We start from the raw sequence: 14,730 nt of genomic DNA on the forward strand, positions 1-14,730 counted from the left end.
GGCTCACAGCGTCCGACGCAGAGACTCCAGCACCGCGGTAACGTCTGGACGCACCCCGCGCCACAGCATGAAGGACTCGGCGGCCTGGCCGACCAGCATGCCCAGGCCGTCAAGGGTCTCGGCGCCGCGCTCGCTGGCCCAGCGCAGGAAGACGGTGGGTTCGGCGCCGTACATCATGTCGTAGGCGGTCGCCCCGGGAGCGAAGAGGTCGTCGGGCAGCGGCGGCAGCTCGCCGCCGAGGCTCGCGCTGGTGCCGTTGATCACCACGTCGAAGGGGCCTTCGACCGCGTCGAAGCCGCCGCCGCTCACCTCGCCCAGGTCGCGGAAGTCCGCGGCCAGGGCGCTGGCCTTCGCGGCGGTGCGATTGGCGATGTGCAGGCTCGCCGGACCGGCCGCGAGCAGCGGCTCCAGCACGCCGCGCACCGCACCGCCGGCGCCGAGCACCAGGAGGCGCGCACCGGCCAGCGTCACCCCGCAGCGCTCGAGGTCACCGACCAGGCCGGCACCGTCGGTGGTATCCCCTCGGGTGCGTCCATCCGCTTCCAGGATCAGGGTGTTCACCGCCCCGGCACGCTCGGCCCTCGGGGTAAGCGTGTCGCACAGCCGGTAGGCGTCTTCCTTGAAGGGCACGGTGACGTTGGCCCCCCGCCCGCCCGACTCGACAAAGGCCCGCCAGGCGCCGGCGAAGCCGTCCCGCGGCGCCTCGATGGCGGTGTACTCGAGGGCCTCGCCGGTCTGCTCGGCGAAAGCGGCGTGGATGACGGGTGACTTGGAATGGCTCACCGGGTGGCCGAAGACGCAGTAGCGGTCAGTCATGGAAACTCCAAATTGTCCAGGGGGCACTGAAGCAGGCGTCGCACGCCAGGCCGCGCAAGGCGCCCGGTGCGGCATCGACAGCCCAGGCGACACGGCTGAGGATATCGACCGGGCTGGCGCCGGGCACCGCGCGACGCCGAGATATCGGCGTCAGGATGCTTATTCGCTGTCTTCCGCGAGCCAGTCGCGGGGATGCAGATAATCGCGGGTCAACGCCGCCTCGGGGCTGTCGGCCTCCGGCGTCCAGGCATACTCCCAGCGCGCCAGGGGCGGCATCGACATCAGGATCGACTCGGTGCGCCCGCCGCTCTGCAGGCCGAACAGGGTGCCGCGGTCCCACACCAGGTTGAACTCAACGTAGCGCCCGCGGCGATAGAGCTGGAAGTCGCGCTCGCGCTCGCCCCAGGGCGTCTCGCGACGGCGCCGCACGATCGGCAGGTAAGCGTCGAGGAAGCTGTCACCGACCGCTCGCTGGAAGGCGAAGCAGTGATCGAAGCCGCCCTCGTTGAGGTCGTCGAAGAACAGCCCTCCGACGCCGCGGGTCTCGTCGCGGTGTTTCAGATAGAAATAGTCGTCGCACCAGCCCTTGTACCGCGAGTAGACATCCTCGCCGAAGGGCGCGCAGGCGTCCCGGGCCACCCGGTGCCAGTGGCGCACGTCCTCGAGCACCGGATAGAAAGGCGTCAGGTCATAGCCGCCGCCGAACCACCACACGGGGTCCTCGCCCTCCTTCTCGGCAATCAGGAAGCGCACGTTGCCATGGCTGGTCGGCACGTGGGGATTCTCGGGGTGCAGCACCCAGGAGACGCCCACCGCATGGAAGCCGCGGCCGGCGAGCTCGGGCCGCGCGGCGGTGGCCGAGGGCGGCAGGGTCGCGCCGTGCACGTGGGAGAAGTTGACGCCGCCCTTCTCGAACAGCGCGCCGCGCTCGATCACCCGCGAGCGGCCGCCGCCACCCTCGGCACGCTGCCAGGCGTCCTCACGGAAGCTCGCCCGGCCATCCTCGGCGGCCAGGGCCTCGCACAGCCGGTCCTGGAGATCGAGCAGGTAGGTCTTCACGGGGTCGAGATGGGCGTAGGCCACGGGGCCTCCTTGGTCGGCAGCGAAAAGGATCAGTCGCGCAGCACCCGGCCGGTGACCAGGTCGCGAATGGTGCTGGGGCGGTCGTGGCCGCCCAGGGGACCGTCGAGCACGGCGTCGAGCTCGCCGCCGGCCCCTTCACCAAAGACGGCATGGATCTCCTCGGCGCTCATCGCCGAGGGCTCGCCGGCGCGGTTGGCGGAGGTCGAGACGATGGGCCCGCCGAAGGCCCGGCACAGCTCAACCACCCGCGGATGGGTGCTGATCCTGAGCGCCACCCGGTCGTGCTCGCCGCGCACCAGCGGCAGCGCCCGGCCGTTGTCCGGCACCAGCCAGGTGGTCGGCGTATCGCAGGGCGTGGCCAGGGTCGCGCGGCGCCCGGCGTCGAGCCCTGTCAGCCAGGGCGCGAGCTGGTCGATATCGGCGGCCACCAGGATCACGCCCTTGGCCGGGTCGCGGCGCTTGAGGGCGAGCAATCGGGTCAGGGCCGAGGCGTCGTCGGGGTCGCAGCCGAGGCCCCATACGGCCTCGGTGGGATAGGCGATCACGCCGCCGGCACGCAGGGCGGCCACGGCGGTGGCAAGAGCGGTGTCCTGGGTCATCGTAGAATACTGGCGGTCACGGGCATGGGCCGGGATTCTACCATGCTCCCCCAGGCCCCGGCAGGCGCACCCAGCCGCCGACGGCAGGGGCGGCAAGACCCTCCAGCTCGAGCGTCAGCAGCCGGCGCTGACAGTCGGCCACCGTCAGCCCGGTGAGGCCGACCAGGGCGTCCACCGGCGTCGGGGTGTCGCTGAGCCAGGCCAGAAGCGGATCGTCTCCACACGATGACGACGCCTCGTCCCGCGCCGCGCGCGGCGCGGGACGAGGCGTCTCCTGCGGTGCGCTCCAGGCAGGCAGCTCGGCGAGGATGTCGTCGACGTCGCGCACCAGTACGCCGCCATCGCGAAGCAGCTCCAGGCAGCCACGCGCCTGGGGGTTGTGGATCGATCCCGGTACGGCGAACACCTCGCGGCCCTGATCCCCGGCCAGTCGCGCGCTGACCAGCGAGCCGCTGCGCTCGGCGGCTTCCACCACCAGCACACCGCGCGCCAGTCCGGTGACGATGCGATTTCGGCGCGGGAAATAGGCCGGGTGCGGCTTGGTGCCCGGCGAGTGCTCGGAGAGCAGCAGCCCACCCGGCTCGCGCAGCCGCTCGTGCAGGACGCGGTGGCGAGCCGGATAGATCACGTCTACCCCGCCGCCGAGCACCGCCACGCTGCGCCCGCCGGCCTCCAGGGCCGCGTGCTGGGCGGCACCGTCGATGCCCAACGCCATGCCGCTGACCACGCCCCAGCCACGGCCGGCCAGCGCCCGGGCGAAGCCGGCGGCATTGTTGAGGCCCTCGCGGGTCGGCTTGCGCGTGCCGACCATGGCCAGCCGCGGCGGGGCAAGCGCCGAGAGATCGCCCCACGCCCACAGCACCGGCGGCGGGTCGGGGATCTGGGCCAGCAGCGCGGGCCAGTCCGGATGATGGGGATGCAGTAGATGGCGGTCCGGGGCCTCGGCCAGCCAGGCCTCGTCGGCTTCGAGCGCTCCGCACAGCGGGCTCTTGCCGGGATGGTCAAGCCACAGCCGCAGTGCCGTCGCCGCTTCGGGCGGCATCACCGCCAGCCAGCCGTCTGGCCACGCCGGCGAACGAGCCACCAGCTCGGCAAGCCCCACGACCCCGAGGCCGGGCAGGCGCGACAGCAGCAGCCACTCCTTGGCGGTCAACATGGGCGACGCCTAACGCTGCGCCGTGCCCAGGGCCGGGCGCGGATTGTGGAGACGGTCGCCCACCGCCAGGGGACGACTGGCACGCATGACCAGGCCGTAGCTCATCTTCTCGAAGGCGCGCACGACCATCACCAGGCCGGCCTCCTCACCGGGCAGCCTCAGCATTTCGCCGCTGCGCGGATCGTCGACCAGCTCGCCGCGCCGTTCCACCGCCAGCACGTGGCCGGGTGCCAGGCCGTCGCGGCTTCCACGGTCCAGGGCGACCATCTGCCGGCGCCCGAAGAAGCGCACACCATCGGGTACCGCCAGGATACGGCCATCGATCGACTGTGACGGCGCCCGGGGCTGGAACCCGGCAGCCGGGAAGCCGGCCTCCAGCGGCAGCAGGACGTCATCGTTGCGAATCTCTCGACTGGCCCGGGTGGCCTCGAGCACCGCGATGTCTTCCTCCTGGCGCACTCGGCGAGCCTCGCCCACGCTCTCGAGCTCGAGCCCCAGCAGCTCGCCGCTGGCCTCATCGCGATAGCGTTCGCCGGGACGATAGATGCCGACACGCCCGCCGGCGGGAACGCGCCCCCGGGCATAGAAGCGGTCCCCGGCCCCGCTGATCAGGCGACCGTCATCGCCGGCCACCACGTAAGCCAGCTCGCCGAGGGACTCGGGATCGCCGACGACCCGATGGTCGCGCAGGAAGGGCCGCACCGTCTCCAGCGGAATCGGCGCGATGGCCTCGCGTCGCGGTACGGCACGCATCTCCGGCGAGAGGCGTACCACGTTCCGGCCGCGCTCCAGCCCCAGGCAGGGCCGCCCGCCGCAGTCGTGGAGGGTGACGGTATCGCCGGGATAGATCAGGTGCGGGTTCTCGATCTGGGGATTGACCTGCCAGACTTCCGGCCACTGCCAGGGATGGCGCAGGAAGCGCCCGGCGATGTCCCAGAGGGTATCCCCGCGCACCACGGTGTAGCGGTCCGGGGCGTCGTCGCGCAGGCCATCGTCCCAGGTCAGCCCTTGCGCCTGTGCAATGGTGGCGACAAGGAGCCCCAGGACCAGCGCTCCCAGCCGGCGCCTCGCGAGCCTGACGCGTCCAGTGTGTCTCATTCCCACGGTCCCTCGCCCGGTGATCGCGGCAGCCCCAGGAACCTCGCCGCCGTGGTATAGTCTGATGCTATCGGTACGATGCGCGGGGCGTGGTTTCAACGCGACCCGCAGGCTTCTAGAATGATCGCATTCCCTGAATGACAGCATAACGGTGACACCAACGCCATGGCCAAACTCCCCATTCTCGAATTCCCCGACGAGCGGCTTCGCACCAAGGCGGCCCCCGTGGAGACGGTCGACGACGAGGTGCGCCAGCTGATCGACGATATGCTCGAGACCATGTATGACGCCCGCGGCATCGGCCTGGCGGCCACCCAGGTGGACGTCCACAGGCGGGTCATCGTCATGGACGTCAGCGACGACCAGAGCACCCCGCTGGTGCTGATCGATCCCGAGTACACGCCGATCGGCGACGAGCGCGAGCCCATGCAGGAAGGCTGCCTGTCGATCCCCGAGTACTACGCCGAGGTGCCCCGCGCGCTCAAGGTTCACCTGAAGGCCCTGGACCGTGACGGCCAGCCCTACGAGCTGGAGGCCGAGGGCCTGCTGGCTCACTGCATCCAGCACGAATACGATCACCTGGAGGGCGTGCTGTTCGTCGACTACCTCTCGCCGCTCAAGCGCGACCGGGTGATGAAGAAGATGCAGAAGCGCCACAGGCAGCAGCAGCCCGCCTGATCCGCCGCCGCTGCTGATCGCGAAGGCCGGCGCCGTTGATGGCGCCGGCCTTCGTCGTTTGCGCTTCGCTCCGTTATCATAGGGGGCATTCATTCCGGCAAGGCCCTCGATCCCATGTCCCGACCCCTGCGCGTCATCTTCGCCGGCACGCCCGACTTCGCCGCCGAGAGCCTGGCGGCGCTGCTGGCGAGCTCACACCGCGTCGTCGCCGCCTATACCCAACCCGACCGCCCTGCCGGCCGCGGCCGCAAGCTCACGCCAAGCCCGGTCAAGGCGCTGGCCCAGGAGCACGGCTTGCCCGTCCATCAGCCGGTCTCCCTGAAGACGCCGGACGCCCAGTCCGAACTGGCCGCCCTGGAGGCGGACATCATGGTGGTCGTGGCCTACGGCCTGATCCTGCCGCGCGCCGTGCTCGATGCACCGCGGCTCGGCTGCATCAACGTCCACGCCTCGCTGCTGCCGCGCTGGCGCGGTGCGGCGCCGATACAGCGCGCCATCGAGGCCGGTGACAGAGAGAGCGGCGTGACCATCATGCAGATGGACGAGGGCCTGGACACCGGCGCCATGCTGCGAATCGAACGCACGCCGATCACCGCCGCGACCACCGGCGGCGAGCTGCACGATACCCTGGCCGAGCTGGGCGGCAAGGCGCTGGTCGAGGCCCTGGACGCCCTGGCCGGAGACGGCCTGGCGGCCATCCCTCAGCCCGAGGCCGGCGTCACCTACGCCGCCAAGCTCTCCAAGGCCGAGGCCGAGCTCGACTTTCGCGAGGGCGCCGAGGCGCTCGCCGCACGAATCCGCGCCTTCAACCCCTGGCCGGTGGCCTGGTGCGCGCTGGGCGACGACCGCCTGCGGCTGCTGATGGCCGAGGCAATGCCGGGCGAAGTCGATGCCGCCGCCCCCGGCACCCTGCTCGCCGCCGAAGGCGACGCACTGCAGATTGCCTGCGGCGCGGCCGGCGATCAGGTTCTCAGGGTGACCCGGGCCCAGTTGCCAGGGGGCAAGGCATTGGACGTCCGCGAGCTGCTCAAGGCCCGCGCGGATCGCTTTTCCCCGGGCCTGCGCCTGGGCCAGCCGCATCGGGAGACCAGCGCATGAGCAACCACGGCGGACGTTCCAAGTCCCTCGACAACGGCCTGGCGGTGCGCGCCGCCGCCGCTCGGGCCCTGGCCCCGGTGATCACCGGCAAGGGCTCGCTCAACAACCTCGACGATCATCAGGTCGTGTCCCGGGACCGCGGCCTGTTCAAGGAGCTGTGCTTCGGCAGCTGCCGCACCCTGTGCCGACTCGAGGCGCTCGCCGGCAAGCTGCTGGACAAGCCCTTCAAGGCCCGCGACGCCGACATCCAGGCGCTGCTGCTGGTGGGTATCTACCAACTGCTCTACCTACGCATTCCGGCCCATGCCGCGGTGGGCGAGACCGCCGGAGCCGCACGGCTGCTCAACAAGGCCTGGGCGACCCGGGTGATCAACGGCTGCCTGCGTCGCCTGCAGCGCGAATCTTCGGCCCTCCAGGCCGAGGTCGATCGCGACCCCGCCGTGGCCCTGCTGCATCCGAAGTGGTGGCTCAAGGCATTTCGCCAGGCCTGGCCGGACGACTGGCGCGCCATCTGCGAGGCCAACAATCAGCCCGGCCCGATGACGCTGCGCGTCAACCGCCGCCACGGCGACCGCGAGACCTACCTGTCGCGCCTCGATTCGCCGGGCATCGGCGCCCGGCTGTGCCTGCACGCCCCCGAGGGCTTGACCCTGGACAAGCCTCGCGACGTGGCTTCCCTGCCCGGATTCGACGAGGGCCTGGTCAGCGTCCAGGACGAGGCGGCCCAGCTCGCCGCGGTGCTGCTCGGCCCGATGATCGCCCCGCGGCCCGGCGCCCGAGTGCTGGACGCCTGCTGCGCCCCGGGCGGCAAGACCGCTCACCTGCTCGAGCTGTTCGACATCGAGCTCCAGGCCATCGACAGCGACGACGCCCGCCTGGCACGGGTCGAGGACACCCTGTCGCGGCTGGGCCTGGCCGCGGAACTGGCCCATGGCGACGCGACCCAGCGCGACTGGTGGGACGGCACGTCCTTCGACGCCATCCTGCTCGATGCGCCCTGCTCGGGCAGCGGGGTGATCCGACGCCATCCCGATATCAAGCGCCTGCGCCGGCCCTCGGACATCACCAAGCTGGCCGAACTCCAGGCCCGGCTGCTCGACAACCTCTGGCCGCTGCTGACGCCCGGCGGCACCCTGCTCTACGCCACCTGCTCGGTGCTGCCCGAGGAGAACGCCGACCAGGTCGCCGCCTTCCTGGCGCGCACGCCGGATGCCGAGGTGACCACCCCCGAGGGCGTGGCCTGGGGGCGCCCCGCCGGCGCGGGACGCCAGCTGCTGCCGAGCATCGACAGCCATGACGGCTTCTTCTATGCCAGACTGAGGAAGCGGGCCGCCTGAGCGGCCAGAGGTTGCCGACGAAGGCCGCGAGCACAGGGGCTTGTCGGCATCCCCGTCACTTCCCCGCTGCCAAAGGACGACACCATGAGCCATACCTACAAGCACATCGAGCTGACCGGCACCTCCGAGAAGGGGATCGAGGACGCCATCCAGGGCGCGCTGGCCAAGGCTTCGGAGAGCCTGCACAGCATGCGCTGGTTCGAAGTGATCGACACCCGCGGCCACATCGAGCACGGCCGGGTGGCCCACTGGCAGGTCACCCTCAAGGTCGGCTTCACCCTGGATTGACGGGTCTCGCCCTGTTCATCCATCCCCGGCTGGTTTAGGCTTGCCGCCACCCATGCGACGGCGCACCCGCGGCGCCGTCCGTCTTGCTGCGGACTGTGACACGCGATGAAGATCATCATCCTCGGCGCCGGCCAGGTCGGCGGTACCCTGGCCGAGCACCTGGCACGCGAAGAGAACGAGATCACGGTGGTGGACACCGATGCCAAGAAGCTCCGCGAGCTTCATACCCGGCTCGACATCCGCACCGTGACCGGCGCCGGCTCCTACCCCATGGTGCTGCGCCAGGCCGGCTGCGAAGACGCCGACATGCTGATCGCGGTGACCAATTCCGACGAGGTGAACATGATCGCCTGTCAGGTCGCCTACACGCTGTTCCGCACCCCGACCAAGATCGCCCGGGTCCGCGCCACCGCCTACTTGACCCGCAAGGGCCTGTTCGCCCACGAGGCGGTGCCAATCGACGTGCTGATCAGTCCCGAGCAGGTGGTCACCGACCACATCCGCCGTCTGATCGAGCATCCCGGGGCCCTGCAGGTGCTGGAGTTCGCCGGCGGGCTGGTCCAGCTGGTGGCGGTCAAGGCCTTCTACGGCGGCCCGCTGGTGGGTCAGGAGCTGGGCTTCCTGCGCCGCCACATGCCCAGCGTGGACACCCGCGTCGCCGCCATCTACCGCCGCAACCGGCCGATCATCCCGCGCGGCGACACCGTCATCGAGGCCGACGACGAGGTATTCTTCATCGCCGACCGTCGCGACATCCGCGCGGTGATGAGCGAACTGCGGCGCCTCGAGCGCGACTTCCGCCGGGTGATCATCGCCGGCGGCGGCAACATCGGCGAACGCCTCGCCGAGCACCTGGAACACAGCCACCAGGTCAAGATCATCGAGCACAACCTCGAGCGCTGCACCCAGCTCTCCGAGCGCCTCGACCGCACCGTGGTACTCCACGGCAGCGCCACCAGCAAGCGCCTGCTGGAGGAAGAGAACATCGAGGAGTGCGACATCTTCTGCGCGCTGACCAACGACGACGAGGTCAACATCATGTCGTCGATGCTGGCCAAGCGCATGGGCGCCAAGAAGGTCCTCACCCTGATCAACAACGCCGCCTACGTGGACCTGGTCCAGGGCGGCGAGATCGACATCGCCATCTCGCCCCAGCAGGCCACCATCGGCAGCCTGCTCACCCACGTGCGCCGCGGCGACATCGTCAACGTCCACTCGCTGCGCCGCGGCGCCGCCGAGGCCATCGAGGCCATTGCCCACGGCGACACCCAGTCGTCCAAGGTGGTGGGGCGCGCCATCGGCGACATCGATCTGCCGCGGGGCACCACCATCGGCGCCGTGGTGCGCGGCAAGGACGTGCTGATCGCCCACGACGACGTGGTCATCCAGTCCGGCGATCACCTGATCCTGTTCGTCATCGACAAGCGCCGCATCCGCGACGTGGAACGGCTCTTCCAGGTCGGCCTGACCTTCTTCTGAGCCCCGCCGCCAGACCGCACGATAGGGAATTCGCATGAGACACCAGCCACCGCACGTTGACGTCGTCGAGCCCCCGAGCGCGCGCATCGTGGAGCCGAGCTCATGAGCCTGCTGACGGCCACCGGGGCGACCCTCGACCGAACCCGACACTGGGCCCCCGTGCTCAAGGTGCTGGCCCTGCTGTGGCTGGTGCTGGCGGCGTTCATGCTGGTGCCCTGGCTGGTGCTGCTGCTCGAGCAGGATGTCGACGCCACGGCGTTCGGCCTGTCGATCCTGATCGTGCTGGGCTCGGTCGCCGCGGTGCTGCTGTCGACGCTGCGCGTGGAGATCAGCTTCAAGCCCTGGCAGATGTTCGTGCTCACCACCCTGAGCTGGGTCTCGATCAGCGGCTTCGCCAGCCTGCCGCTGGCACTTGGCGCCCCCCAGCTATCGTTCGCCAATGCGGTTTTCGAGTCCGTCTCGGCGATCACCACCACCGGGTCCACGGTGCTCACCGACATCGACCACCTGTCCGACGGCCTCAAGCTGTGGCGCGGCATCATGCAGTGGCTGGGCGGGGTCGGCATCATCGTCATGGGCATCGCCATCCTGCCGTTCCTCAAGGTCGGCGGCATGCGGCTGTTCCACACCGAGTCCTCGGACTGGTCGGACAAGGTGATGCCTCGCACCGGCGGCATCGCCAAGGCGACGCTGGTCATCTACTGCGGCATGACCCTGGCGGCGGTCGCGAGCTACTGGCTGGGCGGCATGGCGCCGATCGACGCCATCGTGCATGCCATGACCTCGGTGGCCACCGGCGGCTTCGCCAACTCGGACGCCTCCTTCGGCGCCTACGCCGACCAGCCCCACCTGCTGTGGCTGGGCAGCCTGTTCATGCTCGGCGGCGCCCTGCCGTTCGTGATCTATATCCGCGTACTGCGCGGTGCCCACATGGCCCTTTGGCACGACCAGCAGGTGCGCGGCCTGCTGGGCCTGCTGGCGATCGTCATCCTGCTGCTCACCGCCTGGCGCATCTGGCTGGGCAACGATGCCTTCGAGGCCCTCACCCAGGTGACCTTCAACGTGGTATCGGTGGTCACCACCACCGGCTATGCCTCGGACGACTACACGGCCTGGGGCAGCCTGGCCGCCGTGGCCTTCTTCTACCTGACCTTCATCGGCGGCTGCAGCGGCTCCACCAGCGGCGGCATGAAGGTGTTCCGCTTCCAGGTCGCCGCCATCCTGCTGCGCAACCAGCTGCGCTTCCTCGTCCACGCCAACGGTGTCTTTTCCGCCCGCTACAACGGTCATCCGCTGACCGACGACGTCACCCGCGGCGTCATCGCCTTTTCGTTCTTCTTCTTCCTGACCATCGCCGGGCTCGCCCTGGGGCTCTCGCTGCTCGGCCTGGACCTGGTCACCGCGCTGTCGGGCGCGGCGACAGCGGTCGCCAACGTCGGGCCTGGGCTTGGCGATACCATCGGCCCGGCGGGCAATTTCAGCACGCTGCCCGACACCGCCAAGTGGCTCTTGTGCATCGGCATGCTGATGGGCCGCCTGGAGATCCTCACCGTGCTGGTGCTGTTTACGCCGATGTTCTGGCGCAAATAGGGAAACGCGGATTGATGGCTGCGCTCCCCCGACTTCCCATCGGACGCGGTATAGCGACAAGTCGCAAAGCCGGTGCAAGTGCCCGCGGCGGGTTTGGCCCGCCGGCGAGCTTCATGGATAATCGAGCCTTCACCCTTCAGACCCGAGCGTCCATGACCGACTCCCAGGACACCGCGACCGTCGAGCGCGAGCAGGCCGCCGGCGGCGGTCCGCGCCGCACCCTTCAGGTGGGCGAGACCCGCTATACCCTGCTGGGCACCGCCCATGTCTCTGCCGAGAGCGCCGCCGAGGTGCGCGCGCTGATCGACTCCGGCGAGTTCGACGCCGTGGCCATCGAGCTGTGCGACTCGCGTCACCAGAATCTCGCCAACCCCGATGCCCTGGGCGAGCAGGACCTGTTCCAGATCTTCCGTCAGGGCAAGGCCGGCATGGTGGCCGCCAGCCTGGCGCTGGGCGCCTTCCAGCAGCGGGTCGCCGAGCAGTCCGGCATCGAGCCCGGCGCCGAGATGCGTGCCGCCCTGGAGGCTAGCCGGGCTCGCAAGCTGCCGCTGCTGCTGATCGACCGCGACGTGGGAGTGACGCTCAAGCGCATCTACCACAACGTCCCCTGGTGGCAGCGCTTCTCGCTGTTCTCGGGGCTGCTCGGCGGGGTGCTGTCGCGACAGGACGTCTCCGCCGAAGACATCGAGCGCCTCAAGGAAGGCGATGTCCTGGAGTCCACCTTCAGCGAATTCGCCGCAGAGTCCGAGACCCTGTATACGCCGCTGATCAGCGAACGCGACCGCTACATGGTGCTGCGCCTGGCCGAGCAGTGCCCGCCCGGGCGCTACCGCCACGTGCTGGTGGTGATCGGCGCCGGCCACCTCAAGGGCATGGCCGAGCACCTGGAACGCCCGCTGCCCGAGGCGCCGACCCCCGAGCGTGAAACCCTCGAGGCCACGCCACCGCCGTCGAAGGTGTGGAAGGCGCTGCCCTGGATCATCACCGCCCTGGTGCTGACCGGCTTCGCCATCGGCTTCTCGCGCAACACCGAGCTCGGCTGGCAGCTGGTGGCCGAATGGTTCCTGATCAACGGCGTGCTCTCGGGCGCCGCCACCCTGGTGGCCCTGGCCCACCCGCTGACGGTGATCGCCACCGTGTTCGCCGCCCCGCTGACCTCGCTCAATCCCACCATCGGCGCAGGCTTCGTGGCCGCTGGCGTGGAACTGGCCATGCGCAAGCCCAAGGTGCGCGACTTCACCACCCTGCGCCACGACGTCACCGAGCTGAAGGGATGGTGGCGCAACCGGGTCTCGCGCACCCTGCTGGTGTTCCTCACCGCCACCCTGGGCTCCGCCGCCGGCACCTGGATCGCCGGTTTCCGCATCGCCGGCGCCCTGTTCGGCGGCTGACGCCGCGCGCCGGACGGCTCGCGGGAGCAGGAGCGACGGGGAGTTCATACAGGAGGGAGCGATGTCACGCCAGTTCGCGATTCTTGGCCTGGGATTCTTCGGCATCACGGTGGCCCAGGAACTGCGTCGACAGAACGACGAGGTCCTGGGCGTCGACCGCGACGCCTCCCGTGTCGATGCCTATGCGGATCTGTTCAGCCATGCCGTGGTCGGCGACATCACCGACGAGCAGGTCATCGGCCAGCTTTCCCTTCACGAGTACGATGCGGTGATCATCGATGCCGACGATCACCTGGAGGCCAGCATGATCTGCACTCTGCTGGCCCGCGAGCACGGGGCCCGGGAAGTGTGGGTCAAGGCCCACTCCGATACGCACTACCGCCTGCTCGAGCGCCTGGGGGCCGACCGCATCGTCTATCCGGAGTACGACATCGGGCTGCGAGTGGCGGAGAGCCTCCACTATCACGCCCTGGTCGACTTCATCGATCTGGGCGATCGCCAGTTCGTGGTCGAGCTGCAGGCCACCGAACGGCTCAACGAGGCCTTTCCCAGCGTGGAAGACATGGAGCGTCACCATGACAGCCTGTCACTGGTCGCGATCAAGCGAGACACCGAACTGCTCCGTTCCCCGGCGCGCGATCTCGTGCTTCGGCCCCGGGACCGCCTGGTGCTGGTGGGTGAACTGGATGCGCTGCGCGACCTGGGGCGCCATCTCTGAGCCGACCAGGCGGGAGCGGGAATGCGACAGCGCCTGAGGCATCCGATTCGGCGTCCACCGCATGGGCCGGTCCTCGCCATGTCCCTGCCGGAGCTGCTGTTGGCAGGATTCCTGCTGCTCAGCGTGCTCGGGGCCCTGCTGCTGAGCCTGCCGATCGCCGCCGAACAGCCGCTGAACTGGCATCAGGCCCTGTTCACCGCGACCTCGGCGGTGACGGTCACCGGACTGGGAGTGGTCGACACCTCGTCGCTCAGCCTGTTCGGACAGTTGGTGGTCCTCGGCTTGATCCAGGTCGGCGGACTCGGCTTCATGACCTGCGCCGCCATGATGATGGTCCTGCTCGGCATGCGCCTGCCGCTCTACCAGAAGCGCCTGATCAGCGAGAGTCTGGAGCACACCTCCTTCGCCGAGCTGGCACAGATGGTACGGCTGGTCGTCGGCTTCGCCCTGGCCACCGAACTGGCCGGCACCCTGCTGCTGAGTCTCGTCTGGATGCCCGAGCACGGCGTCGCCGCGGGGCTGTGGATCAGCGCCTTTCACGCCATCTCGGCCTTCAACAATGCCGGTTTTTCCCTCTGGCCGGACAGCCTGGCACGGGAGGTCGCCGACCCGCTGGTCAACGGCGTGATCAGCCTGCTGTTCATCGTCGGCGGGCTGGGCTTCGTGGTCATCGCCGAGCTGGCAAACTGGCGCCCGGGTCGCGGGCTGTCACTGCATGCCAGGATCACGCTCCATGCCAGCGGCGGCTTGATCCTGGCGGCCATGGCATGCGTGCTGCTGTTCGAGTGGGACAATCCCGCCACCCTGGGCGGCCTGGAGGGCCTCGGCGCCAAGCTGCAGGCAGCATGGTTTCAGGCCGTCACACCCCGCACGGCAGGCTTCAACACCCTGGACATCGGCGCCATGACGACGCCCAGCGCCCTGCTCACCATGCTGTGGATGTTCATCGGCGCCGGCTCCGGGTCCACCGCCAGCGGCATCAAGGTCACCACCTTCATGGTGCTGTTGCTGGTCGCCCGGGCCTTCCTGAAGGGCCAGGCACGGCCGGTGGCCTTCGGTCGCTCGCTGTCCGCCCGCACGGTCATGGAAGCCGTCGCCGTGGCGCTGGCCGGCATGCTGCTGGTCTTCGGTTGCCTGCTGGCGTTGACGATCACCGAACCGGGCCAGGACTTCCTCGGCCTGGCCTTCGAGTCCGTCTCGGCCTTCGCCACCGTCGGGCTCTCCCGCGGCGTCACCGCCGAGCTGTCGGCCAGCGGCCAACTGGTGCTGATCGCCACCATGCTGCTGGGGCGGGTCGGTCCGATCTCGCTGGGCTACTTGCTCGCCACTCGCAAGACCGAATCGCTGCGTTTCGCCGAGGGCCGGGTGCACGTTGGCTGACGCGCCCCGGCCGAGTGCT

The 14,730-nt window shown here is 69.7% G+C and carries 14 protein-coding genes; 9 read left to right on the forward strand and 5 right to left on the reverse strand.

Features of this window, described 5'->3' with window-relative positions:
- Nucleotides 1-3: 3 nt before the first annotated feature.
- The 5 genes from aroE to FHR96_RS01710 form a co-directional block, all read right to left on the reverse strand.
- Nucleotides 4-816, reverse strand: coding sequence for a shikimate dehydrogenase (gene aroE, locus FHR96_RS01690; protein ID WP_183385899.1), 813 nt, complete (start codon nucleotides 814-816; stop codon nucleotides 4-6).
- Between the two features lie 159 nt (nucleotides 817-975).
- Nucleotides 976-1,899: an oxygen-dependent coproporphyrinogen oxidase gene (hemF, locus tag FHR96_RS01695; protein WP_183385900.1), complete on the reverse strand. Its 924-nt coding sequence runs from the start codon at nucleotides 1,897-1,899 to the stop codon at nucleotides 976-978.
- Nucleotides 1,900-1,928: 29 nt separating this feature from the next.
- Complete coding sequence (tsaC, locus tag FHR96_RS01700; RefSeq protein WP_183385901.1) at nucleotides 1,929-2,498, reverse strand: L-threonylcarbamoyladenylate synthase type 1 TsaC; 570 nt, start codon at nucleotides 2,496-2,498, stop codon at nucleotides 1,929-1,931.
- Between the two features lie 37 nt (nucleotides 2,499-2,535).
- A complete protein-coding gene (dprA, locus tag FHR96_RS01705) occupies nucleotides 2,536-3,654 on the reverse strand; it encodes a DNA-processing protein DprA (RefSeq protein WP_183385902.1) in 1,119 nt (372 codons plus the stop codon).
- 9 nt (nucleotides 3,655-3,663) lie between these two features.
- A complete protein-coding gene (locus FHR96_RS01710; RefSeq protein ID WP_183385903.1) occupies nucleotides 3,664-4,752 on the reverse strand; it encodes a LysM peptidoglycan-binding domain-containing protein in 1,089 nt (362 codons plus the stop codon).
- Nucleotides 4,753-4,917: 165 nt separating this feature from the next.
- Here FHR96_RS01710 and def point away from each other — a divergent pair, with 165 nt between their 5' ends.
- From def to FHR96_RS01755, 9 genes are all read left to right on the forward strand, one after another.
- A complete protein-coding gene (def, locus tag FHR96_RS01715) occupies nucleotides 4,918-5,430 on the forward strand; it encodes a peptide deformylase (RefSeq protein WP_183385904.1) in 513 nt (170 codons plus the stop codon).
- 114 nt (nucleotides 5,431-5,544) lie between these two features.
- Nucleotides 5,545-6,528 carry a methionyl-tRNA formyltransferase gene (gene fmt / locus FHR96_RS01720; RefSeq protein ID WP_183385905.1) on the forward strand — a complete coding sequence of 328 codons (984 nt, stop codon included), beginning with the start codon at nucleotides 5,545-5,547 and terminating at the stop codon, nucleotides 6,526-6,528.
- Nucleotides 6,525-7,865, forward strand: a complete 1,341-nt coding sequence (rsmB, locus tag FHR96_RS01725) for a 16S rRNA (cytosine(967)-C(5))-methyltransferase RsmB (RefSeq protein WP_183385906.1) — start codon at nucleotides 6,525-6,527, stop codon at nucleotides 7,863-7,865. The genes fmt and rsmB overlap by 4 nt, the downstream gene beginning before the upstream one ends.
- A gap of 84 nt (nucleotides 7,866-7,949) precedes the next feature.
- Nucleotides 7,950-8,153, forward strand: a complete 204-nt coding sequence (locus tag FHR96_RS01730) for a dodecin (protein WP_183385907.1) — start codon at nucleotides 7,950-7,952, stop codon at nucleotides 8,151-8,153.
- Nucleotides 8,154-8,258: 105 nt separating this feature from the next.
- Entirely contained in the window at nucleotides 8,259-9,632 is a 1,374-nt protein-coding gene (trkA, locus tag FHR96_RS01735; protein WP_183385908.1) for a Trk system potassium transporter TrkA, read from the forward strand.
- 102 nt (nucleotides 9,633-9,734) lie between these two features.
- Nucleotides 9,735-11,222, forward strand: a complete 1,488-nt coding sequence (locus FHR96_RS01740) for a TrkH family potassium uptake protein (RefSeq protein ID WP_183385909.1) — start codon at nucleotides 9,735-9,737, stop codon at nucleotides 11,220-11,222.
- Between the two features lie 152 nt (nucleotides 11,223-11,374).
- The gene (locus FHR96_RS01745) at nucleotides 11,375-12,613 is read left to right on the forward strand and encodes a TraB/GumN family protein (RefSeq protein ID WP_183385910.1); all 1,239 of its coding nucleotides are present in this window, start codon (nucleotides 11,375-11,377) and stop codon (nucleotides 12,611-12,613) included.
- A gap of 61 nt (nucleotides 12,614-12,674) precedes the next feature.
- Nucleotides 12,675-13,331, forward strand: a complete 657-nt coding sequence (locus FHR96_RS01750; protein WP_183385911.1) for a potassium channel family protein — start codon at nucleotides 12,675-12,677, stop codon at nucleotides 13,329-13,331.
- Nucleotides 13,332-13,409: 78 nt separating this feature from the next.
- Nucleotides 13,410-14,711 carry a TrkH family potassium uptake protein gene (locus FHR96_RS01755; RefSeq protein ID WP_246392718.1) on the forward strand — a complete coding sequence of 434 codons (1,302 nt, stop codon included), beginning with the start codon at nucleotides 13,410-13,412 and terminating at the stop codon, nucleotides 14,709-14,711.
- The last annotated feature ends 19 nt before the right edge of the window (nucleotides 14,712-14,730 follow it).

Origin of the sequence: Halomonas organivorans, from assembly GCF_014192055.1 — a bacterium.
Lineage (GTDB): Bacteria > Pseudomonadota > Gammaproteobacteria > Pseudomonadales > Halomonadaceae > Halomonas > Halomonas organivorans.

Coding starts and splice junctions, on each gene's coding strand:
- tsaC (WP_183385901.1), bottom strand. CDS start 2,498: ATGACCCAGGACACCGCTCTTGCCACCGCCGTGGCCGCCCTGCGTGCC.
- def (WP_183385904.1), top strand. CDS start 4,918: ATGGCCAAACTCCCCATTCTCGAATTCCCCGACGAGCGGCTTCGCACC.
- aroE (WP_183385899.1), bottom strand. CDS start 816: ATGACTGACCGCTACTGCGTCTTCGGCCACCCGGTGAGCCATTCCAAG.
- trkA (WP_183385908.1), top strand. CDS start 8,259: ATGAAGATCATCATCCTCGGCGCCGGCCAGGTCGGCGGTACCCTGGCC.
- fmt (WP_183385905.1), top strand. CDS start 5,545: ATGTCCCGACCCCTGCGCGTCATCTTCGCCGGCACGCCCGACTTCGCC.
- FHR96_RS01750 (WP_183385911.1), top strand. CDS start 12,675: ATGTCACGCCAGTTCGCGATTCTTGGCCTGGGATTCTTCGGCATCACG.
- FHR96_RS01740 (WP_183385909.1), top strand. CDS start 9,735: ATGAGCCTGCTGACGGCCACCGGGGCGACCCTCGACCGAACCCGACAC.
- rsmB (WP_183385906.1), top strand. CDS start 6,525: ATGAGCAACCACGGCGGACGTTCCAAGTCCCTCGACAACGGCCTGGCG.
- FHR96_RS01710 (WP_183385903.1), bottom strand. CDS start 4,752: ATGAGACACACTGGACGCGTCAGGCTCGCGAGGCGCCGGCTGGGAGCG.
- FHR96_RS01755 (WP_246392718.1), top strand. CDS start 13,410: ATGTCCCTGCCGGAGCTGCTGTTGGCAGGATTCCTGCTGCTCAGCGTG.
- FHR96_RS01745 (WP_183385910.1), top strand. CDS start 11,375: ATGACCGACTCCCAGGACACCGCGACCGTCGAGCGCGAGCAGGCCGCC.
- dprA (WP_183385902.1), bottom strand. CDS start 3,654: ATGTTGACCGCCAAGGAGTGGCTGCTGCTGTCGCGCCTGCCCGGCCTC.
- FHR96_RS01730 (WP_183385907.1), top strand. CDS start 7,950: ATGAGCCATACCTACAAGCACATCGAGCTGACCGGCACCTCCGAGAAG.